Source organism: Haloarcula sp. CBA1131 (genome assembly GCF_008728975.1).
GTDB lineage: Archaea > Halobacteriota > Halobacteria > Halobacteriales > Haloarculaceae > Haloarcula > Haloarcula hispanica.
Window position 1 is genome coordinate 618,500 of sequence record NZ_RPCY01000004.1, and the last position, 26,153, is coordinate 644,652.

The window sequence follows — 26,153 nt, forward strand, 5'->3', positions numbered from 1 at the left end:
TTTACTCAGATACTCTTGTTGACTTTCCGGCGACCAAGCATGGGGTATACTCGTGGTCTCGTCTTCTTCTCCCGGGGGATACCACTCTGCAGTGTACGTTTCGGATTCGTACCCAACCCAGTTTAGTTGATCCGGCGCGGTTCCAGTATTTTCGACAGTCAATACCGGGCTGGCGATACCCACTTCGTTTTCAGGCGTGTGAGCGCCTGTCTCGGTTGCTGTTTTCCACTCAACGAGCTGGAGGTTCGGGGTAAACTCCTGCTCTATTTCGTTGGTGACGCTGTCATCATCAGAGTTGATCGCGGCGAATCGGTAGGTCCCCGGCTGGTAGTCAGTGAAATCGAGGGATACTTTCCCGGCTGACGGTCTCGAGCAGGAGTTGCTCGTGGTCGCGCTGCTGGCTGGAGCCTGCGTGCGAACGAGGTCGCCGCCCTCCACATCAACCAGATTGAGGGCACGACCGAGGACACGCCACGTGTCGAGTTCGATGAGCGCAAGAACGGCCGTGGTTGGTGAGTATCCTCTACGGAATCGACATCCTTGAGGAGCGTCTCGTCCAGATGAGGGGGCAGGACGAGTGGTCGGGGTATCTGTCCCGTCGACGCAGTCGAACAGCGAGCACATCTCCCGACAGACTATCTGGTGGCGGTTCTAGGAGGTCTCCGACGATGCGGATCTGCCGGAACGCATCGAGGGAGAGCGGCCGTCACCACAGCTGTGCCGACGGTTCTGGTACGACCGTTACTCCGAGACACTGGAGGTGGTGATCGCCGGCCTGGAGGACAAGCGGCCGAGCAGGGCAGCAGCGACCCGAGGTCGTGCTCCAGAACTACCTCTCCGAGGACCGCGCCCGGCAGTTGCGGCGTGAGTCGATATGGGAGGAGCTCGCCGACGCTTTCAGTTGGTTCGAGCATTAAGTTACCCATCGGTGGGATTAGACTTAACAATCAAAGAGTTGTTTATTCAACAAATGCCTATTCGGTGGTTGCCGAACGCGATTCGGTAACTGTCGAACGCCGACTCTGAACTATGCTATATATCAACTCATGCTACAAATGGGTGCATGGCAGTGTCAGATGACGGAGACGGATTGCCATCGGAAGTTGAAGAGAAAATCGAACCGGATTGAAGAACGATTTGACGACGAGACGTACCACCGCAGGTCGCTCGTCGAGTCAGTCACCCACTCGCTGTAACGACGCTACGGCGACACGCTGCGAGCGCGAATCTGGTTCGGTCAATTCCGCGAACGCGCTCAAAGCCGCCGTCAAAAACATCGAATCCACACTCAAGCGCTAACCTGCAAGATTTCGAAGTTCTAAACACGCCCAACTACACTGGTCAACGTACAGGTTCGACACCGAACGGTTCTGATTTACAGATACCTCAGTGAAACAGACCAAATACTAAACCACATTACCCTGTTCGATGTCAATCTCCCCCACTCTACCGAACACAATCCACACAATATCCGGGGACCATGTGAATTTGTTCAGGTTTTCAGAATCCACCCCACTCGTTATAAATTAATAAAATCTAAATAAGAGCTAACAAGAGATCATTTGGTTTATGTGATACTAATCTCAAAAATAAAATATGGATAAACCGGCTTATGTTATTAATACGGATGGTGTTGTCCATAAAGACGATCAGTATTTGCTGATTGAGCGTGGCAGTGATGAAGAACATGCGAGCGGAGAATTAGCATTTCCTGGTGGAACAGTCGAAGCGGAGCCATTCGAACAAGAAGTCCTTACAGACACAGTTCGTCGAGAAGTCCTCGAAGAAGTTGGAATAACAATAACCGATATCAATTTCATCCATAGTAATACATTCGAAATAAATGACGATACGCTCTGTCTTAACGTCGTGATGCTATGTAGCTACGCTGGAGGAAATGCGCACGTCAGAGACGAAGACGAAGTCGCCGCGGTACATTGGAAGACGTATGATGAAATTGTAGCGGATGACGATGTTCCACAGTTCACCCAACGGTTTGCGGACATCGCAGAAGAAGCCCGGACGCAAGATTGACCGCGAGGAAGCTACAGCCGAGAATAGAGTTCCTCAAGAATCCGTTCTCAGGTTTCGGGTGCGTCTTCGCTGTTCGCATAGAATGCCGAGACCGACGAAACCTCATAGATGTCTTCAGCATCGTATTGGGCGTTCTCACCGAGACGGAGTGCAGCTTCCTTGTTAAGCTGATTGATGAGGAAATTAAGAAACTGGTCTTCGTGTATGGAACCGTCTGATTGTTGGTTTTAGACACACCATCCGCAAGCAGACATCCTTCATACGATCTTACTAGTTAGTTGTGGCTCTCGCACTCAACTCAGATCTCAGCAAGTAGCTTTGTGAAGTACTGTACAGTCAATCATGGTCTCTTCACGATTGACGTCCTCGTCTACCTCGACGAGCCGCCGGCCTCGAGAGACCGCGAACGGCGACGCCGCAACTCGCCTGCAACCGTAGCCCTGTTAACCCAATGATTCGATTGAAACTGCCGTGGTGAATCGCCATACGGCGTTGGATTTCCCTAGCTCACAGCACGGTTGATGTTGTAGACGGCACACGTCAGGGTGATTTCACGAAGCACACGGTACCAGCTTCGCGCACGCACGGCGTCACCGAGCGTGCGCTTGATCACCGAGAAAACGGTCTCAGACAACGCTCTCTGGCCGTAGAGAGTCCCATCGATCACGCGCATAACGCGCGGATCGATGGGACGGAACTCCCGATACTTGATCAGCGGTCTTACGTCCTCTTCCCGGAGTTTATCACGTAACCGTTGCCAGTCGTAGCCTTTGTCTGCGGCGAAGCTGTGCAACTCGCCTGCGTTGCGACGGGCGAGTTGCCAGCCGATCTGCGTGTCGTGACGTTTCTCAGTTGTACAGTGAACATCGAGAATAGCTTGTGACTCAGAATCGACGAGTGCGGTGGTTTTGAGCGTTTGAACACGATAATTCGTCTGTCGTCAGTAGTGTTTGCTGGCGTTTTCGCGGTCGAAAAACGTCGCATCAATCGCTGCATGACCAGATAGCTCGTGGAGCTGCGCCGACAGGCGCGGCATCACTCGCCAGACCGCCGTCTTGATCCTGTTAAACACCTTCACTAGCGTCAAGTGATCAGGGGGATCGGCCTTCTGAAGGCCGATCTCCGCCAGTATTTGTGGCATCTCGCTCAGAAGAGCAAGCGCTTCGCGATAGACTTCTCTAAGTAAATCCGCAGACAATGCAGCGAAACGACGGCGTAGTCGGCGAATCCGCCGCCACCCTGTGGGGCGGCGGATTCGCCTCGACCACCAACAGCACTTTTAGCCAACGTCACTACCTTCCCAGTGTAGCGGGATATTTTAGACATGAAGCATCCGCCGTTCCCGCTTCAACTCTCTAGTTGTGACGGACCAAGTCGTTGCAGTCTTGCAATTCACCAGAGCTAGATAAACCTATTTATTCAGATGACTAACGAGATCCTACCCACTACACATGACTGGTATTGATAAAAAAGAAGGCGATGGTGACAATACAAATACGGACTTGTCTTCAGCTTACGGAGAGTATCGCCGAGCAGCACGTCGAGCCCGAGAAGTAGATTACCTTGAAACAGCAGGCTCTTTTTATGTAGCAGCATCTCGGATTGGAATGGCAGAGTCGTTTCCGTTACCCGATGATAATCGTCCACCAGATGCGTCAACCGCAAATAAATTATTTTTTACACAGGCATTGAGAGAGTTCCTTCTTGGCAGTCTCTGTTTCCGGTTAGCTGACTGTGGCGACCGATGCCAGCGTCACTGTGAACAAGGAGTTGCTATCATGACCGATGTCAGAGATACTCTTTTTCGCGATCCCGCTGAGATTGGATTGGGCCACGAGATTATTGGTGACTTCCAGCTCGTGGCTGGTTTTAATAACTATAATGACTCCTATTCCCTTGCCGCCGAACAATATGCGACCATCGACAACGATCTTGGATGGCAGATGGAGGACGGGTTCGATGACTTTTCTCTCATCGCCGTCGAACTGGCTGACTCCGCCGGATTAGGTCCCGAAAACGGTGACCGGGAACGTATCAGGCGGACATCTCTTGATGCACGAGCCAAATTCAAACAAGAACAATTTCCCGAGGTGATTGAAGCAATAATTACCAATGGTAATTGGAAATCAGATACAATTTAGCGAAATCTGAATAGTACTTTCGAAAAGACCCGACAAACGGTTCGGCCAAAGGGAGAGTCTCAGTACCTCACAAAGCATCGCCAGTTAACCTGATCTGAGTCACCTGTTCTGTCGAGATGAGTCGTCGATAGTGGTCGAGGGACGCTAATAGAAGGGGAGCTGCCGCTGTCGGCGGCGATCAGCCGCCGACGCGGCAGCGTTGCCACTCACAAGACGGCGTCCCCGCCTAGTGATTATCGGTGGAACCGGTCATCCGGTGGCCGGTTCGCGGGGACGGCCCGACGCACTGCAAGGGCTGTCCACGCTGCCCGACACAGCATATTGATGAACTCCTCAAACGAATAGGACCAGAGGCGACGCCCGCGGCGGGGCGTCGCCTCTTACAGTGGTCGTTCACGGAGTTCTGCGAAATGACGCTTCGCGCAGCTTGGACAGCACTTGGTGTCCGCAGGTCTGTTCCAGCGAATCAACCACTTGACGACCGGTTCTTCCGGTAGCTGTACCCCGTCAGGGTGCAGTGGTGGGTGGCAACACCGTCGTGTCGGCGGCGGATCGCCGCCGACAGCGACCTCATCGGCCAAAACGTACCGGCTCTATTGCTCAGCTGCCCTCTCCGGTATCGGTTACGCAGATTCAGCGGTTGCTGAAGGCTGTCGGGACTTTGCCAATGTGATCGACTGAGTCTCTGTAGAGCTGATGGAAGAACAGGGATACGAGATCGTCTGGCCTGAAGGCGGGTTCGACGAAGGAGACGCCTCAGAGATCGGTCCAGACGTCATTGCTTACGACGAAAATACCGGAGAATACGTTATTGTCGAGGCTAAGACAACTGGTAGCACTGATGTAGTTGGCATCTCGTTGTTCAACACTTATGCGTACGATGGCGACCCACAGCTTTCGGAGGAGTGGATCGAGAATAGTATAGAAAGACTTGAGAGCCAAGGTCAGTTGGACAGCTCTACGGTTGACGAGGTCATCTTAGCGCTTGACAATGGGAATATACGTCAAGAGGTGGTATTCGTCCGGGATGTTGAAGCATCAAGCACGCGAACACTAGCAAATCCGCGTAGCGCCTCGTCAGACATTAGTAATAAGTCAGTGATTGGAGTTGGCGCAGTAACAGTCATTGACCTCAAAGCTGAAGACGATAGCAATGACTAATTTAAATTCGGATCAAAAGAACCAGGCTGAAAATCTCCTGAATAAGAAGCGCCGCCGATTGAGGCTTCGGAAGTCAAATTTCGAAGAAGGAGGGGTAGAGCGCGAGTTGTCAAGTTTCTTCAGCGGTATTGCCGGTAGTGCACGCAATATCGGTATATTGGAACTCGCAGTCGGTGACAGAGATGCCGCAGAGGAGGCTTTTGCCGACGCCACGACGTATTATGAACGGAGTGCGGCTGAAGACTCTTTGCCGGTCCATAGCGCCCGCCAACGAATGCAAGGAGTGTACACAGCACTGCTGGCAGGCGAGGAATCCGCCCTCGTCGATATCGCCGAATCGATGCAACGGCTTGCTGCTGAAGAAGACTGCGACCCTGATGATCAATGGGCTGACCGCTATTTCCTCGGTTGGTGTCTCTCCGGCGCAGTGTTGGGTACTGTCAACGATGCTGCACTGGCGGGATTGGAGACTGTCAACGACGAGAAACCCAGCGCGCACGCACACTACGGGCGGGCAGTGCTATCGACTGCACATGGTATCCGCGACGACGAACCGGCAGCTATCCAGTCGGGTATCAAGTCGATGGTCACGTTCCACGAACAGGACATGGACGCAGACAACGTCGTTAAGCAAATCATGTCTGTGGAGGCGACCGCATTGGCGATCTTGGGACGAGCGAAGGGATATTCACCAGCCATCTCCTCAGAATTTATCCCAATGGATCTCGTCGAAGCGAGTGCCGCAAGCTTCCATTTATAGTCTATCTGCTGTGTTGAATAGCGGTGCTGTCCCGGACGGTAGAGATTTGAGTCGACTTGTCAGGGGCTGGTGCCGCTGATCTCGAAATCGATGTCGCCTCACCGTGGCTCAGGGGACGCTATTCAACACAGCAAGTCTATCAGGGGCTCTGTTGGATCAATAGAATCTGAACGTACAGAATAGCTCTATCTGGTGGCTAAAACCACGATATCACGAAAGTCCTCACCCCTCCTGCGATCTCTCCGAGTAGTACAACCACAACCATAATCAACCGCAATTGGGGATTGGTGTTGAGAATAGAATAAGGATGACGAGGAGCTTACCGACGAAGAGGAGATCGACGACGCACCGGGAACTGAACAGGACTGGCGGCTCAGCGAGCGCGAGAAACTCTGGATCAGGACTGTCGGTGACTTCGCCCTCGATGTCTACAAGGCATCCAACATCTACGACCAGTACTCAGACGACGATGACGAAAAAGATGACAGTACTGAACTGGAAACAACGACATTCGATATGGCTAATGGGCAAAGTACACTGATTGAGGTACCCGCTAATGGACGCAACCAGACGCTACTCGTTGGTGCGGGTTCGAATCCGCGTATAGCCAACACACCATGGAGTGAATATCAAGAAGAACTGACCGACCAACTCGAAACCAATTCCAATGGTAAATATGTCGTCGATCACCTTGTGGTGAGTCACAACCACACTGATCATATTTCATATGTTGATGATATTTTGAACGATGATACGATTGTCGTCCGAAATCTGTACTTCAACGGCATTCGAAATGAAATCAACGCTGAAAATCACCTAAATAGCGCTGTCACTTCAAGTACGAGTACCGCTGCCGTTCGTGAAGGGGACCGGTTCACCGTTGGTGAGGCGACTGTCGATGTACTCAACCCCGATAGCTCCGCAGATGAGGTTGAGAATAATCCTCGCTCAACTGTGATGGATCGGAATTCGATTGTGCTGCACGTACAACACGACAGCGGCGATGTCCTCACCACTGGGGATATTCGAGGCACACAAGAAGCGTCACTTGCCCAGGACTACAATTCGCAACTATCGAGTGTCGATATCCTGATCGCAAGTCATCATGGAACGAGTAGTAGCTCGGAGGCAGTCGTTACGGACGGCATCTTGGATGCCACTGGTCCTCAGACAGTGATCATCTCGAACAGCAACCAAATGTCGACGTCTCAAACTGACCGTTACGCACCTGACTGTGCTGTATTCAGCCGAGCAGATGACCGTAATATACCGGTCTACTGGACCGCTGTCCATGGAGAAATCCAGTTTACCGGAGAGTCTTTCAGCAGGACTGAGACGGAAGCCGGCGTGTCCGATCCCGACGATTTGCAGTCGAGGTTGCCATACAGCTGTTAGGTGACCAGCTGTGGTGCTGAACTTCACGACTACAATTCTGAGAGTGGTGCTCTAACTGATGATTTATTAGGTCGTTGTTCGTCACACCAAATCGGATGGTACAGACAGAGCTGGCAGGCATCATGACTGCAGAAAAGGAAGAAGACGAGGGCTATCTCGACCTCACTGGTGGTACACAGAGCCTCGTTCTCGCTAAAGAAATATTGCCGACACGCGGTCAATACGAACATGCTTGGTTTCGTGTTACACTGACGGTGACTGACGAGAGGCAAGACATTGAACCACAACTTGAGCCGACCATATCCAGACACGAGTTTCGGGGGCAAGCAGATGCTGAGTTGGAGGCAATCCGATTTTTACATGGGGATAGTATTCAGGGGTACATCGGATTCAATCAGTTCTGTGATACGCCGGCGTCTCCAGACTCAGACTGGGATCCGACGGACTGCTACGTTACAATCCAAGTTGCGTACGACCCCGGACTTACATGCAAGCGAACCACATTCCTGAAATCAGATCGCTCACCAGATCCTGCCCTCGGATACATCACTGAATTCCCGCAGCTTGACCTCCAGGTAGACTACCGTGGTCACATTGTCGGCACGGAGATTGAGCAGCGTTTCCCTAAGGCTATCGAGTATTGTTTGCCAGTTTCAAATTCTGCTCTCGTCGTCCTTGACCCGGATTCAGAGGGGACTGCAGACGCGGGTTACGAGTATGAGACGGGACGCAATCTGTTGGCTATTAAGCCGACTGGTGAGATAGCTTGGACAGTCGATCAAGTAACCAATTCACACGACACCGTATACATTCATACATATCCTTGGCGGGTTTCCACTAGGGTGTTCAGTAAGCTCCGCTCGCTGAGTGAGGGGCCCAATATAATCGCCGAACTGGATCCTGAGACGGGTGAGGTCATCACGGTCGATATTTGAGCCGACCGCTATGTGAGTCCGGCTGAATGGTATCAAATGAATTGGTTGTGCTTGAGTAACACTGCAGTCCCTATTCTGGTCATCTCTCCTCAGACCAACAAGAGCGCGGGTTATGGTTCAGAAGGGTCTTCAAGTATATCTCGGCAAATTTCGGTTACTACACTCGCACACACAGAGCCGTCTATGTACCAGTTTCTTGAATACCACCGACAGTCATTGTGCTCAGCTAGATGGGGACAAAAAGTGCGCACTATAACCAGACTACTGCTGAGAGTTTCTACTCGTCTCCCTCGGGCTGAACATCCCGAAGCCGACCACCGATCTCCTGCTCATACTCTTCTAGGAGCTTGTAAAACTCCGCAATCGTCTCCTCGGCAGTCTCACCCTTCGACTTGACCGTCATACTGTCTTCGTCTCGCGTCCCGGTTCCTCGTTTCATCCGGGCCTCCATACTGCACCCAAAGTCCGTTCGTTCGACCTTTTCAACTGAGTCTGGACCCGCATCCGGCTCTGTGTCTGGTTCTTCTGACATGGTTTTCCTCGGGACGCTCTCACTGGAACGCCCCGCACCTGACTGGGGCACACAAAACAGCCGTCAATCGCCGCCCTCGAACGCACCCAGACTGGCCTGCTCACTCGGAACAGATGTCGCAACGGGAGGTGTTCGATCTTCCGAGCCCGTGTCTGTCCCCTGCGTTGGACTGGGCTGGTTCTCCGCCTCGACCGTATTCTCGAAGGCGTCGGTCACCCACTCGTGTAGCTCTTCGACCTCCTCGTCGTCTAGCTCGCGAACGCTCCCACCCAGCGAAGAGTACGACGTCTGCCACGCTCGCTGGAACTCGACAGTCAGTGAGTCGCCCTGAATAACGTAGGCATCCAGATTCAGGAAGCAGCAGTTCAGCGCCGTCATTCGGGCACACAGTGGGTCCTTGTCTTGCCCGACAAACAGCGCGTCTGGCTGCTTTCGACCGGCGACCAGCAGTGTTCGACCGCTCCCACAGGCCGGGTCAAGGACCGTCTGTCTATCATCGGTATCGCTCTCGCCTCCGACGCCGGCGATCTCAGCCATCGTCTCACAAACAGAGTGGGGCGTGAAGTGCTGGCCGAACGCATCGCTGGACATCCCGTATTCCTCGTAGACAGCACCCAGAACGTCGGCGTCGGTAGCCGCCATCCGTTCTTGGAGCTGGCCGAACGCCTTGGCGAAGAGGTCGACCGAGCGCTGTCCGTCTGGATGGTCCATATCGCCACGCTCGCGATAGTCGTCGACAATCTCTAGATACGGATCGTCTCGGTCCTGCAGTGCGAACAGCATGAGGTTGACCCAGTCTCTGAAGACCGTGTGCGCGCTGTGCCTGCGCTGGCGAATTTGCTCAAGCGTTGCAACAATCTCGTCGACGTCGATCTGTGGCGAAGCCATGCTCTCTCAGCCACCAGAGAGGCACAAAATCTGGCCTGCCGGAGAACGTCGCTCTGGGAATTCTACTTGTGGAATGATCTGGTCAGTACAGGGTGACCACCAACCAGCGTTATTGATTTACAGTACTCGGGTCAGTTCCTGTATACCGTCTGCGATGATAGTCATCGTTGAGTCGTCGACCTGCGCCACACGCTTGGTGATCTCTTGGTGGGGAAAGACGTGCAGCGACCACGGACTCACGTAACTCGGATACGTCTTCAGTTCGCCTTCGGTGAGCGAATCGGCCGTCAATTCAACTGCCGTCTCCCGCTCGGTCGACGTGATGACTGCAACCGTATATCGATCGCCGAAGAACGGTCGGTTCCGATTCGAGACGACGAGATACGGTCGGACCCCGCTTTTGAACGTTGCTGGCGCGAGGACGACACTGCCTTGTGCGTAGGTCATCCTACGCGTTTTCTCCTAAATCCGGCGCTTCGTCGGCCCACTCGTCATCGTCACCGTAAGCGTCGTCGCCATACTCGGCCTCGATTTGCTGGAGGCTCACTGCGTTCGCAATCTCCGAGGCTGCGACGTCCTTGGCAACCGCCCAGTAGGAATCAACCTTCCGAACGAGGCCCTTCTCTTGGAGTCGGGAGAGGGTCTTGTGGACGCTGGAATGCGGAACATCGGTCAGTTCTGTCAGTTCCTTCGGGCTGAACCCCATGTCAGGATGGTCAAGCAACACCGTGAGCAGTTTGTGGGCGTTCGTGCCCGGTTTAACGGGCGGCGTATCCCCTCCGCTGGAGTCGATTCTGATTGGCATTAGTGTCTGTCTATGTCAGCATTTGTCTGAGAACGTCATAAAATTATTGCCGTCAAAAAACGCTCGTGATCAACATCTGTATCGGCCGATCATATTCTCTGTTCTCGCTGCACAAGCAGTGATGCATACGCGCTCTGAATAACACCTGAAACTGACAGGACTCACAGCGGTCAATTCGCACGCTCACTGAGCGGTCGTTTCAATCGCCGTCATGAGCAAAGAAACCGTTCTACAGCGGCTACAACGGGTCGTACAGGTCTTCGACCCCCCGTCGATAGTGGTCTTGGCTGGAGTCTGGAACTGGATCAGCCTCCTCAAGATGCTTCGCGATGGTGCTGGTGAACTGCTTGGGCGGCCTCCAGCTATCGTCAATTTCGCGGGCCTCCAACTGCCTCATGACCGCATACTCACCGTCAGCTGTGACGTACAAAACACGAATTCCCGGCTTCTCGCTCAGCGGGCCCCTGAGCAGTTTCCCTGTTCGTGTATTGACCAGCCACTCAAGTAAGAGTCCAGCCCGGCACTGGATTGGGTACAACTGCACTTCGTTCTCTTTGGGAGATTCTGTGCGACCGTTGTCGGCCCACGACTGGGGCAAAGAACGATTGTCAGTCTCATCTTTCCAGCGCCACTTCAACTTTTTCGGCCCGGTATTCCCTCGTCGGTATCCACTACTCATTGTTGGATTCTATCAGCCACTAGAGAAACACAAAATCCGCTCTGTATCGCCTCTATAGCAACTTTTTTGCTGTTTGAGGGTATATGTGTTAGTACACGGACTCACCATGAAAACAGCCGAGTCCCCCACCACGACTAGCGAGTGTTCGCCACCAAAACAGTGGATATCCCGCCAGCCAAGTGGCACCCGTGATCTTGACTTCCAGCGGATTCGTGACGACCGGTCAGCAACGTGGAACGCTGCCCTCGATGCCGATGTCGACGTAACGAAGGGCGGCCGCCCGGACCTGTTTTTCGTCTCCGTCGACGACGACTGTCCGGTTAATTGCTCGCTGGCCGAGCATCCAAACGGGACCCACGCCGACTGGTGTAACTACGAAATCTTCCAGGCGACGACCGTCTGCCCGCATCTGTGTGTTCTCCGCCAGCACGCTGCCCTCGGCGATCTCGACCTTCCAGAACGAACAAGCGACGGTCAGTCGTCGTCAGCCCTGTAAGCACCCCTCCGGTGTTCGATACTGTGGGTATCAAGCGCTGAGGCATCATTTGCAAGCACACACATACAACCTCAGAGAATGGATTTTGATGTGTGTCTTCAATACGTCTAATCTGACATGATCTAAACCCCGATTGAAAACGTTGTAGGTTGAGTTGGTTAGGAGTAAGTCTAGAAGCGCGAAATATGATATGAAGAACTACCGATATCGCCGTCAGCTCTTAACAGCAACCGCCGGTGTCACAGGCATCGTCGTACTTGATTCCGGTCTCCTCGCTGATCGCCTTGCTACACTCCTCTAGTATCGTCTCAAACTCAGAATCGGTCGCTTCGGATTGTTTCTGCGTTAGTTCCTCCCCCAGTGCTTCGGCCGCTTCCAGCACGTCTTCGTCAGTGATACTCAACAGCAGCCACCCCCAGTTGACTGAGCGAATTTCCGACCGATTTGCTCAGTTATTACCTCGTTGGTACCCTGCAAGAGTTCGACGAGCGCTTCTCGTGCTTCGCGGTGTCGCTGGATAGTGTCGTTATCTGCCATCTCCGATTTGAGGTCCTGCAGTTCGCTCATCACTGACTGGTCGAACTCACCCTGTTGCATCTGCTCCTGTTTCTGGTCAAATTCGCGGAGTAACGCTGTCGCTTCTGAGTCTTCATCAAGTGCTTCGCTCGCCTCGTCGAATTCGCGATATGTCTCGGAGTCTGTGAGTGTCTGTATGAACGTCCGGAGCGTGTCTTCGACGGCTTGCTCCTCGAACTGGAACTCACTCATGACATCCTCACCTCCTGTTTCTTCGTGAGTTCCGAGAGGCCGGTAATCTCGTCACCGAAGGCGCGCAGTTCGTCCAGCCCGACCGGCTCGTCCCGGCGCAGCGGCGCGAGCATCATCGGGGTCTCGAAATTGTCCTTGATCTCCCCGAGATACTTTTCCTGCTGAGCCCGCCGATTCGCGAAGAAGGCATTGTCACCGTATTCCTCGGGCAGGAGATAGTTCGCGACGACGAAGGCCGTCTCGATACCGACCTGGTCTTTGAGGTCCTCGGCCGCTCGGTAGGCCTCCATCATGGGCGTGAACTCGGGATACATGACGAACGCGAACGAACTCCGGTCGGGGTCTTGCATCGTCTCGATGACCTCGTCGTACTGGTCGCCCTTTGCCGGTGCGGCCCCCTTCGTCAACGAGCCCAGGTCCATGAAGCCCTTCCAGTCCGACGGCAACTCCAGCAAGCGAAGCGTGTGGCCCGTCGGAGCGGTGTCGAAGACTACGATATCGTAGCCATCTTTCTGGAAGTAGCTCACGAACTTCTCCAGTGCGGCCATCTCCTCAGCGCACGGCGATTCGAGCTCTTCCTCGACGTTCGCAATCGCAGCTTCGACATCCAGCTCAGTGTCTTCCTTGCCTTCGTACATCTCGTGGACGTGGTCAAGTACCTGCGCTCGGTACTCTTCGATGGCTTTCTCCTGGTCGATACGAGCTGCGTCAAGGTTCGGTTGGCTCACCGACGTCGGTTCGTGACCGACAGCTTCGCCGAAAATATCCTCCAAGTGGGCAGCTGGGTCGGTCGTCACGACCAGCGTCTCGTAGCCAGCTTCGGCGAGTTTCGTCGCCGACGTTGCGGCCACGGTGCTCTTGCCGACACCGCCTTTCCCGGTGAAAAACAAGTACCGCGTTCCATCTTCCGGCTGGAGTTGGTCGGCGACCGATTCCGGACCGGCTAGCGCATCGATATCGACAGACCGCTCCGACTCGACATCAGTAGGCGCGCCCACGTCGACGTTGGCCTCGTTGCCGTCGTAGATGACACCCCCAACGTCCGACAGCAGCTCCAGACCGGCGATTTCGCCGGGCTGAAGCGGATAGGTCGCCATCGCGTCGGTGTCGAATTCGGTCTGTGCCCGCTCGATGACTGCCTGTTCGTCCTCGCGTTTCCCCTCGAAGAAGGGGTCCTCACAGACCGATTCGGGGAGGTAGCCGTTGATCACGAGGAACTGTGATTCGATGCCCAGGTCACCGAGGTCCGACGCGCTGCGTTCAATCTCTTCGAGTGAGGAATCCTCCGGCTTGCCGACGAACGCGAATGTCGTACGTTGTTCGTCCTGAAGCGTGTCGATAGCTCGCTCGTACTGGTCCTTCTTGTCCTCCATGGAGGCAGCAGGACCGATACAGGTCGAACCGCCCTTCTCGAGTTCGGCGTTCCAGTCCGAAGGGAGTTCCATCAGTCGAATCGTGTGGCCGGTCGGTGCAGTGTCGAAGACGACCACGTCGTACTCCGGACTGTCCATGAACTCGACGAAGTTGTCGAATGCCGCGATTTCTTCGACACACGGGCTGTTCAACTGCTCTTCGACTGTTTCGATTTGATCGTCGTCGAGCAGTTGCCGCATCGGCTCGATCGTTTCCTGTCGGTACTCTTCAGCCGCGGTGTCGGGATCGATCTCGATAGCAGAGAGGTTGTCGATATCGTCGATTTTGGTTACCTCATGGCCGATGTCCTGCTCAAAAATGTCCGAGAGGTTCGGGGCTGGATCCGTTGTTACCAACAGTGTCTCGTAGTCGTTGTCGGCCAGCCACGTCGCCGTGGCACAGCTGACAGTGCTCTTGCCGACGCCGCCCTTGCCGCTGAAGAATACGAACTCTGTCTCTTCGCTATTCGGCTCGACAACTTCTTCGGCTGGTGTTTGTGTGGTAGCCATCTACGCTTCCTGTGGGTCGGCGGAATTCTCGATAGTCGATGCAAGCTCGTCGTACGAGAGATACGCCTCTTTGGCGACGATCTCGTCGTCGACGACGGTGATCGGGAGAATCGACGGGCCGTGCTCTTCGACCAGGTCAGCGATTCGCTGGGTTTCGAGGAACTGCTCGATGTTGTGTTGCATATTCGCTCGCGACACATCGACATCAAACTCGTCTTCGAGTTGGTCGAGGGCGGCGCTAACCTCGACGAGTTCGTCGTCGGGGTCCGGTCCACAAACGCCTGTGGAACAACACATCGCTTCTTCGTACAGGGTGAGTTCAGTCATAGTTTTGTAGATCGTTCAATCGAACAGTCAAGATGTTCGAATTGAGTTCTGTATCTTCACTCCTATCCTACCGGCTTCAATTTAGAGTTTGTTCATATGTACTTCAACCCTTTGGTCAGCCCACGAAGCTATCGATCACCCATGAGTCGCCGATGACGACCGTCGCTTGCCCGTCGAAGTGGCGGTATTCTCCGTGGCCGTTCTCGCTGTGTTCCTGAGATCTGTTCCGCCAGCTAGAACCATAATGTACCATCGAGGCGTCGGCTAGTTCGCTCTGGAGAGAATCACTGAGACCGACATCGTGCCCGAAACCGACTCGACACGCTCGTAGTTCACCCGCTCGTACGTAGACATCAGCAGTGACACCGCTCGTGAGTCGTCGCTGTGACCGACGCTATTGGTTGTACCAAGTGGCACTGTCGGAGCGCACCACCGTACTCAATGGTTCGGGCTAATCTGAGTCATTACTAAATTGTTTAGAATTCCACAGTCAAATTATACAGTACCCACTACGCAACACTTACTTTACTGTCTACTCAATCTGTGCGTATGTCATCAACCGAGCGGCTACAGCGGTATCTCTCCGATGAACGAGGTGGCTGTGGCGACGAGGAAGCGGCCCAGCGGCTCGCTGAATTGGAAGAACTTGACGCAGCCGCGGGCGGTCCGGATCTTGAATCAGATGTGAGTGTGCTGTCCGCACTCGCCAATGAGACACGATACAAAATCGTCCGGATTTTGCATATGGCCGATGGGGAGCTCTGTGTCTGTGAGTTTTCACCACTGCTAGATGTGAGTGACAGCGCTATCAGTCACGCGCTCTCCCAGCTCACCGACGCCGGACTCCTGAGTCGACGGAAAGACGGAAAGTGGCGGAAATATCGGACGACACCACGGGCGAGTGCATTGTTGGTCGCACTCGATGGGTCTCGAAAATGACTCCACGAACTATCGAAAAATACAGAGGTCAATATAGGTCACATACGAGAACTCTTGATAGACAAAGTAAATGGAGTATCTATGTCCGCTGACTCAACGATGAAATTTGGATTTGTTTGTGTACAAAACGCTGGCCGCAGTCAGATGTCGACAGCCTTTGCAGAGCGTGAACGTGAGCGGCGGGGTCTCGGAGATAGCATTAAGATTCTCACCGGTGGGACACACCCTGCTGACCGTGTTCACGAGGAAGTCGTCACTGTCATGGGCGAACTTGACATCGATCTCTCGGACCGGACACCTCAGGAGGTCTCGACCAAGGAACTCGAGTCCTGTGACGTGGTCGCCACGATGGGTTGTTCAACACTCGAACTCGACGCCGAGACTGTCGATGTCCGCGATTGAGGACTGGACGACCCGGACGGGCAGGACATGGAGCAGGTCCGCGAGATTCGAGATGAAATAGCACAGCGCGTCTCGGACCTTTTCGACGAATTCTATGCTGACGGATAAGGCGTAGCGATGGTGTAGGTTATTCGGTGTGGATTTAATTCCGTTTCTGTAAAAACACATAGACAGTAGCCATAGTCCGTCGCGAGCGGTCACGCAACGATATGCTCCTCGATCTCTTGGAACCACTGCCGGGCCGTGGTAATATGCACATCCAGCGGCTCGCAGATCGTCGCTTGCGTGAGCCGGATGTCTGACTCTTTCCCGGCGAGATACAGAGCGCCGGCTGCGACTCCATCCGGTCGTCCGTTGACCGCTGTTGACTCGGTTGCCTGTTCTGCGAGTTCGAGCGCTCGCTGGCGAATGTCCGGGGCAACGTCGAATGGAAGGTCCGAACAAATCCGCGCCACCCAGTCCACCGGGAGCGATACTGGGATCGGAAGGTCAAGTTCTGTCAGGAACGTCCGGTAGCAGTTCCAGACGTGCGATGCAGAACACCTGGCAACGTCGGCTACCGTCTCCATCGTCACGAGGCCATTGCACCGGCAGGCGGCGTACACAGCGGCCGCTGCACCGCCCTCAATCGACCGTCCGATCAGGAGGTCCTTGTCCTGTGCCTCCCGGAAGAACGTGGCTGCCTGCTCTTTCACCGCGTTGCTCTCAGACAGCGCACTCGCAATGCGTCGGATTTCGCCAAGCCCGTGAGCGAGGTTCCGGTCGCGCTTGCTGGTGAACTTCGACCGGCCATGGAGTCGTCGCTGGCGAGCAAGCCGTCGACGCCGTCTCGGAGAGATATCTGCACTATCGACGCTTCCGATGTTCGTCGACAGGCCCCGGTCGTGGCGAGTGGCCGTCCGAGGTGCGCCCGTCCGTTTCTGTTCCTCCTGATCGTACGTTCGCCACGCTGGCCTGCGGTCGATCTGGTCTTGGTCGGTCACCAGGCCACAGTCCTCGCAGTGCGTCTCTCGGCCGGTGCTGTCGAGTTCGCCGCCACACTCGGGACAACCCGGCGTAGCTGCAGACAACGCTGTCTGGACAGTTTGTGAAGACATATTTCGAGACATCTTCTCACCTGACCAGAAGGTCAGAAAACCCGCTGCGGCCCCCGGTTAGGCGTCTGGCAGTTTTCCATCCGGGCGCGGGACTCGCTGGGCGTCGATCTCGATCTCGACCCGGCGACGGTGCTTGCACCGCTCGGCCTCATCGGGACAACTGCACGTCTCTTCGAGCACGTCGACCTCGTACCGGCTATCTGATGCTGAGTGAACCTCGTAGCGACCGGGCTTTGCGAGGAAGGAAACGTCGATATCTTCCTGCTTCGCTCGTTTCGTGCGTGGTTCGTCCTCGGAGGTGACAGCCAAGGGGTCCTCTTTGGGGCCCGTGACGCCGCTGTCGTCGAACCGGACCTGCATGACTCCGCCGTCAGCGACTGCCTTGCGGGGTTCGCCGTCGACGTGCAACCCGAACTGGCCATCGAGAGCGTCGTCGTCAACCCACTGCGGGATAGGTCGCTCGCCGGTGGCGAAGGCGACTCGCTTCTGGTGCTTGCACTCCTCGCCGGGGTTGAACTGTTTCCACTTGCATTCGCAACTCCCTGTTCGAGTGTCGACAAGGTACTCTGAGCCAGACCCGGAGTTGACCAGGAAGAGGTCGTCGTCGTTTCGTGCCCGACCAATCGAGTCCATCACGGTCATGACTTCGGTCAGCGCCCGAACGGTCCGGTTGTTCGGGTCAGCCTTCTCCAGTTCGCTCTCGTCGATGCTGCCGGCGTCGCTACGGGATTCTGTGGTAGCCATGAATGACAGGCGGCACGCCCTCTGTGGGACGCCCCTCACCCCGCTGGGGCACAGAAAATTCGGTGACTAGAGTTTGTGAAGGCGCAACTCTATTTCAGACAGAAGTGGTCAGTGCAGACTATACACTGACAGAACTTTTCGCTCAAATGCCGAGGCTATCTTTGATTGCCGAGTCGATTTTCACCATGTCTGATGACGGGACAGACCCAATGTTCTTTTTTACACGTTCGTCGATGTCAACAACCCGGATTTGACTTAGGTCTGCCACTGAATCGTGATCAAGGACAGTATCCGAAGCCAGTACTTCTACCTCGAACGGGTACGTGTCTCCAGACGTGTACTGCTTTGTGAATGGAGCGATGATGGTTGTCGGCGAGTACTGATTCCCAACATCGTTCTGGATGACAACACAGGGCCTGCTCTTCCCTTGCTGCTCACTCCCTTTCGTGGGATTCAGTTCAACAATGACAATGTCGCCGCGGCGTACCTGCACAATTGACTCCAGAATTCACTCGCTCCAACCGGGCGCGTCACCGAGATGCCCGGTTGCTTCTGAGGATGCTTCTTCCATTTCTTCAGCCAACTCACGAGACCGCTCGGCTCTCTTTCGGTATCCCTCAGCAAGCCGTTCCTCATCTGTCGGCGGTTTGATTATGATCTCGTCATTCACTTCGACGAATTCAACTTCGTCACCGCCTTCGATGCCACGACGGTCTCGCAGTTCCTTCGGAATCGTCACCTGCCCCCGATCTCCGACTTTCCGTTTGTGTTCAGGCATACCTATTCATACTTTTTTCATACTGATATAGATGTCGGTGGCATGGTCATTCAATTCGCATACATACTGAGCAGGCGTTGCAGCCAGCACCATGGCTAAAGAAACTGCCTTTTCGCCGCCTGTCAGAGTTCGGTCGCCTGCATCTGCTCGTGTGCGTCGGGATTGACCACCGGGATGACGCCCTCGACCTCTTCGTTGCCGTACTCTTCCCGGATCAAGTCGTGTATGTCATTCGCGAGAGCAACGGCCTCGTCTTGCTTGTTGGAACTCGCCTCGTTTTCGGGAAAATCTGCTGGCCCGACGCCCTCCACGACGATGAACAGCTGGTCGTCACTCATTGTCGACCGCCTCGACGAGCAGCGTCGTTTCGGGCAGGTCGTCGCGAGAGGCCGACAGGAACTTCGAAGTCTCTAGCGTTTCCTCGACCAACTCGACCAGTTCCTCCGAGACATCGCCAAAGTGAACGATGGCGTCGGGATCGGGGTAGTTGTCGTACTGCTGTGCAGCCGTCTTGTCTGTCTTGTTCTTACTCATAGTCAGTCGGCAGAGCGCCCTCAGTGGGACGCCCCGCACCCCACTGGGGCACAGAAATTATACGATGGCTCGTTCCCAGCCATCCGATTCATCGGCATGAACCTTACCTGCCTCCAGAAGCGGGACCGCCGGACCGGCTTGCCGGTCCAAGGTGGAGCGTGTCCCCCGAGCGCTTGCGCTCGGGAACCGTGAGCGTGAGAGTGAGCGAAAGAGTGGCTGGTACGGCTCCTCGATTATTCCGCGATTACGTTCCCGTTCTCGTCGATGGCATACCTGAGTGGGTACACGTTCCCGTCGATATGCGTGGCCTTCTTCGGCAGCGTCTCGTTCAGCCACGCTTCGCGGTCGGCGTCAGTCTGGATGTCCTCGTTCGGGGAGTGGACGCTGAACAGGTCCATGCTCACCCAGCGATTGACCGTCAGCTCACCGGACGGGGAGTACACCTTCACCCGCTCCTTTTCAGCGTCAACACCGACGACGGCGAGTGCAGACGTGCCCTCAGCCGTTTTCAGTCCATCACCGATATCCACGGCATCAGGGTCGATATCGAGGTCGTCGCACTGCTGTACAGCCGTCTCGTCTGTCTTGTTTTCACACATAGTCGGTTTGGCGGAGCGCCCTCTGTGGGACGCCCCTCACTCCGTTGGGGCACAGAAATTATGCGACGGCTTGCTCCTCGGTATCCGATTCATCGCGACGGATCTCGCGTGCCCGCTCTCGGAGGCGAGACTGGACTGGCGTCCGGTTCTCGTGCTGGTTTTCGTAGGCGAGATACTGCTGGATCGTCTCCATTGAGTGCATACAGTTGATGCCGGCGACGATTGGCTGGAGATGATCGGCGTCCAGCAACCGCTCTGGAGGGAGTTTGTCGAGAATTGGGTCAGAAGTGTCGCTCATGCATCTTCTCCCCGGAAGTCATCGAGCGTTGTCTTGCGCGTGTACCGACAGCCCGGATAATCAGCCAGAAGCGTCTCGTCGACGGCGTCCCAGAAGCCGATTTTGTGTGGCGCAACCGGCTGCCAGAACCGGGCGCGTGCCAGTGCTGCCGGAACACGGTGGCGTTCCTCGCGACGCCACTGCTCGCGCTCAATCATCGCCATGGTGACGCTCCCTCCGGTCTGTCTGCCATGTACGAGCTGGCAAGCTCCAGCCCGGCGTCGAGTGACCGCCGCGTCCCGACCAGTCTGGTCGCCCGTTCGAGCGTCCAGCCAGCGTCACTGTATTTCAGCAAGACTGTCGCTCCGGTGTCGGGAATGTGCCACCCGATCGTGTCGTTGCCAGCAGCGAGAAATTCCCACTCGCCGGCAGCGGCTTCTTGTGCCGCGCTCTGTCTGTCAATCAGCGTATCCGAGCGTGGGCCACCAGCGTCGAAATCACCCAACGTGGCCGTTCCTGCTGCGTTCATGCAGCGACCTCCCGGCGGTCTAAACCAGCGAGTTCGGCGTCGATGGCGCTGATGATACTCGTGACCTGTTCCTCTAGCGTGTCTACCTGCTCACTGTTGACGTCCAAGAGCGACCGAAGTTCGAGTACGTCCGGGAGGTCAATGCTGTCTGAGCGCCGGGCCACCGCACGGAGGACAACTGCTTCAACACCGACGCTGTCGGGCTGTCCTCGAACAGTCGTCGCGATGGACTCGACGAACTTCGGGATGGTTGGCTGTGACAGGTCTTCCGAACGACGGCAGGACATATTTCGAGACATCCTCTCACCCGCCAGAGGAACACAAAATGGGGGGTTGCTGCCGCTGTGAACGGAGTTTGTGCTTACTGTGTTGGCTGAAATACCTGCTCAATAAAATTGCGAACTTAGCAAAGCGAATGACAAAGCCTATTCAAGTATCCTCTCAACGGTGCTATATGATTGAGCGGCAAGAACGGAACATACGGCGAGACGGAGCCCTCTTTCTGCTCGGTTTCGCTGGCATAATCCTCGTTGAAGTCGTAGCATCATCAGGGTCGGTCGGAAGTGAGGAGACAGTAGTTCATAGTCTCCTCTTCGGTTGCTCAACCGGGATAATGCTTTCCGGTGTTTTTCGTGCTACCAGCAAACAAGCCCTTTACTCAACGCTCGCACTGGGGGTCGGTTTTGCCCTTGGTGCTGGTATCGACCTATTCTGAGTCGGTCTATGTAACCCGCAGTAAGTAGTTCACCTGTACTGCTCATTAACGGATTAGGCCACCGGTTTCAGGGAACTACCGTCGGCTATCCAGTCCACCCGCCGATCTCAACCTGTGTACTGTCTGCCGGAGCATCGTCTGCTGTCTTCGCAACTGCGTCAAACGGCGGTTCAACGAGACGCGGCTGTTCATCATCGTATGTCCGGTTGGGACGTTTCATACAGTCGACCGTCACGATGGGACTGCACTCACTACAAGAGTGCGTTGCCCCGTCGAAGCCGTTGATACTCACCGACCAGGAGATGACGCTCGCGAGCCGATACGTCTCCGCTGCTGGCCGGCGAGTGCTGGCAGACCGGCACCCTACGGCTCCACAGACATCGCAGGTGACGAGATAGTCCCGATCTGCCTCGTGGAAGAGCGAAGCGGCCTGCTCGACGTTGTCGCGGTCCTGAAGCGCACACTCCCGGCAAATCGCGAATCGGAACACGCCGTCTTCTCGGTCGACCTCGTCGGGCCACCGGACGTAGGTGTACGCCTCGCCGAAGATATCGGCTCTATCCCCACAGAACCGACAGCACTCAGCCGTTGCCTCGGGCTGGACGTCGATCACTGAGACCACCGTGCAAGTGTTGACTGCTTGCGAGCAGTTTCGATGGGACAGAGAAACCGCCACTTGTATCGCTCACGAATCGGCTTGTTCTCGCGGTTGCTCGCTTGCCCTGGTTCTCGATAGCCCGTACAGGTCCAGCCCTTGTCTTGCAGCGCCCGAACCATCGCGCCGTCGTAGTCCGAGCGCACCCACGTTAAGAAGAAGCGAGTGTCACGGTCGTCACTCTGCAAGAAGTGCTCCTGTGAGCGGGCCAGCGCCGCCGACGCGAGGTTTGGCATCCGAACGCCCATGCAGATCCGCGCGGCCTCGACGAGCGAGTCCCCAGAAATCACCTCACTGTCAACGACTGGTGTGTCCGTCGACGGAAGCACCCGTCGGGCAGTCGTTCGTATCTCTGCTGGAAGACTGTCGATCTCGACTGGTTCAGGACAGAGCTGGCCGTCGACGCCGTACCGGATTCGCTTCTTCGAGATGAGCGGGTAGCGGTAGGTGATGGCCCCGACCAACGTGTCCTGAAAGTACAGCCCGTGGTGGGTGAGGTTGACCGACGGCAGCGACCCCATATAAGAGTGATGCGCCTCGTAGACGGCGGCTGCGGTCTCTCTGTCGATTGGCTCGACGGCGACGTGATCGGCAAATCGAATCCCGAGGGGTGCGGTGAACGGGTCACCGTTGGCGTGAATCGGACAGAAACACTCCCCTGTGTCTGCTGGCGGGCGATGCTGAAACGACTTCGACGCTGAGTGTGTGGACATCCTCTCACCCGACAGAGGAACAGAAAACCGCCCGACACAGCGCGTTAACCAACAGAAGCGATGAGTGTTGGTTAACACAGTCGGTATCGTGGGTTTGCGTGCTATCCACCCTGTTCTCCTTCCCCGCCGTCGGTCGCAAGACTCGTTTGTCTCGTGGCAAGGAACCGTTCGGGGACGTTCTCGAATGCATCCAGCCCTGCCTGCTCAGTCCCCTCGACGTCGACGCCACTGTGGCCTGTTTGCCACGTAGCAGAATCGCGCTCGAAGCCGCCGTCAAAGGCCGAGAGTTCTGATCGTCGAGCTGGAGCCGCTGCTGCCGAGAGTTCTTCGACGCGGTCTGAAAGCCAGTCCATCTGGTCGAACATCCCGTCGAAGTCACGCTCCTGGAAGGGGAAGCGGACTGTCGCTTTCGGCGGGAGGGCAGTGTACGTCTCTCGTCCAGTACGAATCGCAGTTGGCCGGCCGTCGAAGATGTCGCGCTCACGCAGCGCGTCGACGTAGTCGCTGCCGGCCAGAACGACCAACTCCCGGCAGGGGGACTCCTGCTGATCGGCAGCATAAGGCCGCCGGAGCCAATCACCGAGAGACGAGTGGACACGGAGCGCCCAGCGGTCAAGGCGGGTTTCGACCTGTTCCCCTGACGGCAGCCGATAATTAGCTTCTCCCTCGATGGGTTCGCCGCGCAGGTCCTCAATGGTCGTATCATACGGAGCGACCGTCTGCCGGGGCATCAAGATCCCGTGTTCTGCAGAGAGAACCGCCCAAGTGTTCGCTCGTCGGTCAGCAGTTCGAGCCCACTGGACAGCTGCCTCGGCATACGATCGCTTGACCGAGAAGTACGAGGATGTATAGAGATCGCGAGCTGCAACTGGCTGGTCGGTTTTCGCATCGCCGCATCCGATGAGTACGAAGCGGCCACGAGTTCGCTCAGTCTGAGTGGTAGTCATCTGTTTCCCTCACCCCACCAGGGAGTCACAAAACTCTCTGAGGCTGTCCGGTCGGCTCTAGCCGTGGACCTCAGTGGGAGTGAGCCCTGCCCGGTATTCCACCCTGTCTCGTTCGTGTTGGCTCCGGTACGCGAGCGTCTGTCCGTTCTCGTACTCAACGACAATCGCATCCTCAAGGCCACTCACAGTTGCTCTCGAACCGTCAGCAGCCCAGACAGGGTCCATCGGTTCCGCTGTTAGCGGGGTCCGGTCTTTCTTCACGGTCGGCCACACACCCCGCGATTTCCAGTATGACCGGATGTGTCGCAGGCTCTCTCGAACCGTCTCCCGGATCGAGAGGTGGTCCGCACTCCCGTAGCCGTGTGGTGAGAAGTACTCGCCGTGAAGCGCCGCCAGATGAACCCCGTTCCAGTCGACGCCAACAATATCTGCTGGTTCTTCACCGGTCACACGCGGCTGTGTCAGCTCCTCGATCACCGGATACTGCTTCGTCGGACTTGCCCCCAGCAGATGCACTCGCCGCCCTCGCCAATCTACAATATCCGTGTATTCGTCAGCAGTCTGGTCGGAGTAGCCCATCGGGTAGCCCAAGACAATGTCGTCGTCGATCACGTCGATTGCGTCGCGGCACTTCGGGACGATGATGACCTCTGTCCCCGGAAACTTCCGCTTCAGCTCCCGTGCGGCTTGGTTGTACCGTCGCGCTTCCTGCTGGTCGTATGCGTCGCCAAGCATCCCGACCGATGGCTCGTACTGCTCGAAGCGTTCGATGTACCGGTCCAAGTCTGGATTCCGGAAGTCGTTGTCTAGAATCTCAATCGGGATGTCGACGTTCCGCAGTTTGGACTGATACGAGTAGTCCTCGCGAACGCCGACGGCGAATCCAAGCCGGTAAGCGTCGATTACGAACGGCTCCCGGTGAAGGAACCCAATGTACTCAGTCTGCTGTGCATCGCTGACAGCCGTCGCTGACCAAGAGTGTCGCGCCTCAGAAGACATGAACAACACCGAGCGCGCCCACCTGGCAGGCGCGGCAAAAACTACTTTCCCGTGTAGATTACCCCATCTAAGTCAGGGAACAGGCCACCGACGGTATGGCGTGGAGAGAACCCAGAAAGCCCTTCACATATAGGATCACATTCCAAATGATGCCCTCCAGGCGCGAACTTCTCGGCGGCCTTAGTGGCGTGGCTCTCATCGGAACCGCCGGCTGTCTCGAATCCAGCGAATCACAGTTCTCACCCGGGAGCGATACGACGACTGACTGGCCAATGCCCCGCCACGATCCCCACAACACGGCGTTTACACCCGATGCCGTGGCACCCCGAACGGATGTCCGAGAGCGGTGGGCCGCCGATATTGGTTCGGATATCAGCACGCCGGCCATTGCGGACGGGATAGTCTTCGCACCGGATGCAGAGGGACTGCTCGCGCTCGATGGAGAATCGGGTGAGGAGTTATGGCAATTTGCACCGACCCAGCATCCTTGGCCCTCACCGCCGGCGGTCCACGACGGTATCGTCTACGTTACGACGAGCGATGATGACACGGTTTTCGCTGTCGATGCTGACACTGGCGATAAGCTATGGTCTCTGACTGGTGCCGGCCACATCCACAGTCCGCCCCATCCGATCACCGGTCGACTTGTCAGCGAACCGTTCGTACTCGTCGCAAACGACGATGGGACCGTTCGCGCGCTTGACCCAGCGAACGGTGACGAGCACTGGCAGATCGATGTATTCGGTGCGGTTAGGACAATGGCGTTCCGCAGCCCTCGATTATATATTGGTACTGTCGGCGGCGAGGTGTATGCATATTCCCTCAATGGCACCGGAGAAGAGCCGGGAGAACGCTGGCGTCGTAAAGTAGGGAGCCAGATCGAAGGAATAGTACCGACGGACAACGGCATCGTTGTCAGCACATTCAGTGGCCCACTCCGGAACCTACAAGATGGAGCCAACGCCGGCATCAACGACTGGATAGCCACCGAGAGCCACACCGGATCACCGCCCGTCTACGCTGGGTCGTGGGTATACAGTACGGGCTGGGAATCACTTTCGTCGCTCCGAGTCTACGACAGGAACCGTCACTGGCAGGTGAGCGCAGACTTCGATAACGCGGCCCCTGTCGCGGCCGGCGACACAATCTATGCTCCGGTGAAAGGTGATGTTCACGCATTCGATCTATCAGGTGGTGTCGGGGTCGGAGGAATAAGGGTTGGTGCAACACGATGGACTCATATCATCGAGAGTGGTGGTATTCAGGGACTCGCCGTCGGTGATGGGGCGCTGTTCGTCGCCTGTGAATCACACAACGAGGACGATTCGACACTGGTCTGTCTCGAACCACCCTGATTCTCGGCAGTTCTTCACAGAGTTGTA

The 26,153-nt window shown here is 55.9% G+C and carries 35 protein-coding genes and 5 pseudogenes; 12 read left to right on the top strand and 28 right to left on the bottom strand.

All coding sequences use genetic code 11. From position 1 onward, the window contains the following. Nucleotides 1-1,596: 1,596 nt before the first annotated feature. Nucleotides 1,597-2,034 (top strand): NUDIX hydrolase, encoded by a 438-nt coding sequence (locus Har1131_RS20550; protein ID WP_008313763.1) that lies wholly within the window; start codon nt 1,597-1,599, stop codon nt 2,032-2,034. A 56-nt stretch (nt 2,035-2,090) separates the two neighbouring features. Here the strand turns inward: Har1131_RS20550 and Har1131_RS22860 are convergent. Both Har1131_RS22860 and Har1131_RS20555 read right to left on the bottom strand, forming a co-directional pair. Further along, nucleotides 2,091-2,240: pseudogene (locus tag Har1131_RS22860) on the bottom strand (ISH3 family transposase); the annotation flags it as partial. A gap of 296 nt (nt 2,241-2,536) precedes the next feature. Further along, a pseudogene (locus Har1131_RS20555) lies at nt 2,537-3,360 on the bottom strand (IS5 family transposase). Nucleotides 3,361-3,485: 125 nt separating this feature from the next. Between Har1131_RS20555 and Har1131_RS20560 the strand changes: the two are divergent. Next, a complete protein-coding gene (locus Har1131_RS20560; protein ID WP_151148383.1) occupies nt 3,486-4,175 on the top strand; it encodes a hypothetical protein in 690 nt (229 codons plus the stop codon). A gap of 233 nt (nt 4,176-4,408) precedes the next feature. Here the strand turns inward: Har1131_RS20560 and Har1131_RS20565 are convergent. Continuing rightward, a pseudogene (locus Har1131_RS20565) lies at nt 4,409-4,552 on the bottom strand (ISH3 family transposase); the annotation flags it as partial. On the opposite strand from Har1131_RS20565, the pseudogene Har1131_RS20570 reads away from it, so the two are divergent. The 5 genes and pseudogenes from Har1131_RS20570 to Har1131_RS20590 all read left to right on the top strand — a co-directional run. Continuing rightward, nucleotides 4,544-4,672: pseudogene (locus tag Har1131_RS20570) on the top strand (ISH3 family transposase); the annotation flags it as partial. The pseudogenes Har1131_RS20565 and Har1131_RS20570 sit on opposite strands and share 9 nt — an antisense overlap. Before the next feature lie 199 nt (nt 4,673-4,871). Then, entirely contained in the window at nt 4,872-5,336 is a 465-nt protein-coding gene (locus tag Har1131_RS20575; protein ID WP_151148385.1) for a hypothetical protein, read from the top strand. Continuing rightward, a complete protein-coding gene (locus Har1131_RS20580) occupies nt 5,329-6,096 on the top strand; it encodes a hypothetical protein (RefSeq protein ID WP_151148387.1) in 768 nt (255 codons plus the stop codon). Before Har1131_RS20575 ends, Har1131_RS20580 begins: the two co-directional genes overlap by 8 nt. A 516-nt stretch (nt 6,097-6,612) precedes the next feature. Beyond that, nucleotides 6,613-7,491, top strand: coding sequence for a ComEC/Rec2 family competence protein (locus Har1131_RS20585; RefSeq protein ID WP_151148389.1), 879 nt, complete (start codon nt 6,613-6,615; stop codon nt 7,489-7,491). 95 nt (nt 7,492-7,586) lie between these two features. Further along, complete coding sequence (locus tag Har1131_RS20590) at nt 7,587-8,426, top strand: hypothetical protein (RefSeq protein ID WP_151148391.1); 840 nt, start codon at nt 7,587-7,589, stop codon at nt 8,424-8,426. Between the two features lie 277 nt (nt 8,427-8,703). Here the strand turns inward: Har1131_RS20590 and Har1131_RS20595 are convergent, their stop codons facing one another. The 5 genes from Har1131_RS20595 to Har1131_RS22865 form a co-directional block, all read right to left on the bottom strand. Continuing rightward, nucleotides 8,704-8,958 (bottom strand): hypothetical protein, encoded by a 255-nt coding sequence (locus tag Har1131_RS20595; RefSeq protein WP_151148393.1) that lies wholly within the window; start codon nt 8,956-8,958, stop codon nt 8,704-8,706. A gap of 63 nt (nt 8,959-9,021) precedes the next feature. Next, nucleotides 9,022-9,846 (bottom strand): N-6 DNA methylase, encoded by an 825-nt coding sequence (locus Har1131_RS20600; protein ID WP_151148395.1) that lies wholly within the window; start codon nt 9,844-9,846, stop codon nt 9,022-9,024. Between the two features lie 117 nt (nt 9,847-9,963). Next, nucleotides 9,964-10,293 carry a type II toxin-antitoxin system PemK/MazF family toxin gene (locus tag Har1131_RS20605; RefSeq protein WP_050036611.1) on the bottom strand — a complete coding sequence of 110 codons (330 nt, stop codon included), beginning with the start codon at nt 10,291-10,293 and terminating at the stop codon, nt 9,964-9,966. 1 nt (nt 10,294) lies between these two features. Next, nucleotides 10,295-10,651, bottom strand: coding sequence for a helix-turn-helix domain-containing protein (locus Har1131_RS20610; protein WP_050036612.1), 357 nt, complete (start codon nt 10,649-10,651; stop codon nt 10,295-10,297). Between the two features lie 238 nt (nt 10,652-10,889). Continuing rightward, nucleotides 10,890-11,330 carry a hypothetical protein gene (locus tag Har1131_RS22865; RefSeq protein WP_050036613.1) on the bottom strand — a complete coding sequence of 147 codons (441 nt, stop codon included), beginning with the start codon at nt 11,328-11,330 and terminating at the stop codon, nt 10,890-10,892. A 106-nt stretch (nt 11,331-11,436) separates the two neighbouring features. Here Har1131_RS22865 and Har1131_RS20620 point away from each other — a divergent pair, with 106 nt between their 5' ends. Further along, complete coding sequence (locus Har1131_RS20620) at nt 11,437-11,826, top strand: hypothetical protein (protein WP_151148397.1); 390 nt, start codon at nt 11,437-11,439, stop codon at nt 11,824-11,826. A 220-nt stretch (nt 11,827-12,046) separates the two neighbouring features. Here the strand turns inward: Har1131_RS20620 and hcsS are convergent, their stop codons facing one another. From hcsS to Har1131_RS22040, 5 genes are all read right to left on the bottom strand, one after another. After that, nucleotides 12,047-12,229, bottom strand: coding sequence for a halo-CC-star protein HcsS (hcsS, locus tag Har1131_RS20625; RefSeq protein ID WP_008308608.1), 183 nt, complete (start codon nt 12,227-12,229; stop codon nt 12,047-12,049). Further along, nucleotides 12,226-12,594 (bottom strand): halo-CC-star protein HcsL, encoded by a 369-nt coding sequence (hcsL, locus tag Har1131_RS20630; protein ID WP_151148399.1) that lies wholly within the window; start codon nt 12,592-12,594, stop codon nt 12,226-12,228. The genes hcsS and hcsL overlap by 4 nt, the downstream gene beginning before the upstream one ends. After that, nucleotides 12,591-14,516, bottom strand: coding sequence for an arsenical pump-driving ATPase (gene arsA / locus Har1131_RS20635; protein ID WP_151148401.1), 1,926 nt, complete (start codon nt 14,514-14,516; stop codon nt 12,591-12,593). Before arsA ends, hcsL begins: the two co-directional genes overlap by 4 nt. Then, nucleotides 14,517-14,843: an arsenite efflux transporter metallochaperone ArsD gene (gene arsD / locus Har1131_RS20640; RefSeq protein WP_007188974.1), complete on the bottom strand. Its 327-nt coding sequence runs from the start codon at nt 14,841-14,843 to the stop codon at nt 14,517-14,519. Between the two features lie 264 nt (nt 14,844-15,107). Then, the gene (locus Har1131_RS22040; RefSeq protein ID WP_191907526.1) at nt 15,108-15,260 is read right to left on the bottom strand and encodes a hypothetical protein; all 153 of its coding nucleotides are present in this window, start codon (nt 15,258-15,260) and stop codon (nt 15,108-15,110) included. A gap of 132 nt (nt 15,261-15,392) precedes the next feature. Between Har1131_RS22040 and Har1131_RS20645 the strand changes: the two genes are divergently transcribed. Both Har1131_RS20645 and Har1131_RS20650 read left to right on the top strand, forming a co-directional pair. Continuing rightward, complete coding sequence (locus Har1131_RS20645; protein ID WP_007188973.1) at nt 15,393-15,782, top strand: metalloregulator ArsR/SmtB family transcription factor; 390 nt, start codon at nt 15,393-15,395, stop codon at nt 15,780-15,782. 81 nt (nt 15,783-15,863) lie between these two features. After that, nucleotides 15,864-16,292: pseudogene (locus Har1131_RS20650) on the top strand (low molecular weight phosphatase family protein). 89 nt (nt 16,293-16,381) lie between these two features. Here Har1131_RS20650 and Har1131_RS20655 read toward each other — a convergent pair. From Har1131_RS20655 to Har1131_RS20705, 11 genes are all read right to left on the bottom strand, one after another. Beyond that, entirely contained in the window at nt 16,382-17,281 is a 900-nt protein-coding gene (locus Har1131_RS20655; protein WP_050038227.1) for a transcription initiation factor IIB family protein, read from the bottom strand. 57 nt (nt 17,282-17,338) lie between these two features. Continuing rightward, on the bottom strand, nt 17,339-18,025 hold the full coding sequence (locus tag Har1131_RS20660; RefSeq protein ID WP_050036620.1) for a hypothetical protein: 687 nt from the start codon (nt 18,023-18,025) through the stop codon (nt 17,339-17,341). A gap of 142 nt (nt 18,026-18,167) precedes the next feature. Then, nucleotides 18,168-18,518 (bottom strand): type II toxin-antitoxin system PemK/MazF family toxin, encoded by a 351-nt coding sequence (locus tag Har1131_RS20665; RefSeq protein ID WP_004966192.1) that lies wholly within the window; start codon nt 18,516-18,518, stop codon nt 18,168-18,170. A gap of 15 nt (nt 18,519-18,533) precedes the next feature. Beyond that, nucleotides 18,534-18,803, bottom strand: coding sequence for an AbrB/MazE/SpoVT family DNA-binding domain-containing protein (locus tag Har1131_RS20670; RefSeq protein WP_007188968.1), 270 nt, complete (start codon nt 18,801-18,803; stop codon nt 18,534-18,536). 122 nt (nt 18,804-18,925) lie between these two features. Continuing rightward, nucleotides 18,926-19,141, bottom strand: coding sequence for a hypothetical protein (locus Har1131_RS20675; protein WP_007188967.1), 216 nt, complete (start codon nt 19,139-19,141; stop codon nt 18,926-18,928). After that, entirely contained in the window at nt 19,134-19,337 is a 204-nt protein-coding gene (locus Har1131_RS20680; protein ID WP_007188966.1) for a hypothetical protein, read from the bottom strand. Before Har1131_RS20680 ends, Har1131_RS20675 begins: the two co-directional genes overlap by 8 nt. Nucleotides 19,338-19,570: 233 nt before the next feature. Next, complete coding sequence (locus Har1131_RS20685; protein ID WP_050036621.1) at nt 19,571-19,936, bottom strand: hypothetical protein; 366 nt, start codon at nt 19,934-19,936, stop codon at nt 19,571-19,573. 58 nt (nt 19,937-19,994) lie between these two features. Beyond that, nucleotides 19,995-20,234, bottom strand: coding sequence for a hypothetical protein (locus Har1131_RS20690; protein WP_050036622.1), 240 nt, complete (start codon nt 20,232-20,234; stop codon nt 19,995-19,997). After that, a complete protein-coding gene (locus Har1131_RS20695; RefSeq protein ID WP_050036623.1) occupies nt 20,231-20,437 on the bottom strand; it encodes a hypothetical protein in 207 nt (68 codons plus the stop codon). The genes Har1131_RS20690 and Har1131_RS20695 overlap by 4 nt, the downstream gene beginning before the upstream one ends. After that, a complete protein-coding gene (locus tag Har1131_RS20700; RefSeq protein WP_050036624.1) occupies nt 20,428-20,742 on the bottom strand; it encodes a hypothetical protein in 315 nt (104 codons plus the stop codon). The genes Har1131_RS20695 and Har1131_RS20700 overlap by 10 nt, the downstream gene beginning before the upstream one ends. Further along, nucleotides 20,739-21,029: a hypothetical protein gene (locus Har1131_RS20705; RefSeq protein WP_050036625.1), complete on the bottom strand. Its 291-nt coding sequence runs from the start codon at nt 21,027-21,029 to the stop codon at nt 20,739-20,741. The genes Har1131_RS20700 and Har1131_RS20705 overlap by 4 nt, the downstream gene beginning before the upstream one ends. Before the next feature lie 167 nt (nt 21,030-21,196). Between Har1131_RS20705 and Har1131_RS20710 the strand changes: the two genes are divergently transcribed. Beyond that, nucleotides 21,197-21,457 carry a hypothetical protein gene (locus Har1131_RS20710; RefSeq protein WP_050036626.1) on the top strand — a complete coding sequence of 87 codons (261 nt, stop codon included), beginning with the start codon at nt 21,197-21,199 and terminating at the stop codon, nt 21,455-21,457. A gap of 85 nt (nt 21,458-21,542) precedes the next feature. On the opposite strand, the gene Har1131_RS20715 is transcribed toward Har1131_RS20710, so the two are convergent. The 4 genes from Har1131_RS20715 to Har1131_RS20730 all read right to left on the bottom strand — a co-directional run bounded on the left by Har1131_RS20715 (nt 21,543) and on the right by Har1131_RS20730 (nt 24,771). Then, on the bottom strand, nt 21,543-22,070 hold the full coding sequence (locus Har1131_RS20715) for a hypothetical protein (protein WP_175055133.1): 528 nt from the start codon (nt 22,068-22,070) through the stop codon (nt 21,543-21,545). Then, a complete protein-coding gene (locus tag Har1131_RS20720) occupies nt 22,067-22,825 on the bottom strand; it encodes a hypothetical protein (RefSeq protein ID WP_050036628.1) in 759 nt (252 codons plus the stop codon). Before Har1131_RS20720 ends, Har1131_RS20715 begins: the two co-directional genes overlap by 4 nt. Nucleotides 22,826-22,926: 101 nt before the next feature. After that, a complete protein-coding gene (locus Har1131_RS20725; RefSeq protein WP_050036629.1) occupies nt 22,927-23,772 on the bottom strand; it encodes a DUF6884 domain-containing protein in 846 nt (281 codons plus the stop codon). 57 nt (nt 23,773-23,829) lie between these two features. Beyond that, a complete protein-coding gene (locus Har1131_RS20730; RefSeq protein ID WP_050038228.1) occupies nt 23,830-24,771 on the bottom strand; it encodes a DUF6610 family protein in 942 nt (313 codons plus the stop codon). A 149-nt stretch (nt 24,772-24,920) separates the two neighbouring features. On the opposite strand from Har1131_RS20730, the gene Har1131_RS20735 reads away from it, so the two are divergent. Beyond that, nucleotides 24,921-26,126 (top strand): PQQ-binding-like beta-propeller repeat protein, encoded by a 1,206-nt coding sequence (locus Har1131_RS20735; RefSeq protein ID WP_151148403.1) that lies wholly within the window; start codon nt 24,921-24,923, stop codon nt 26,124-26,126. Nucleotides 26,127-26,153 lie beyond the last annotated feature (27 nt).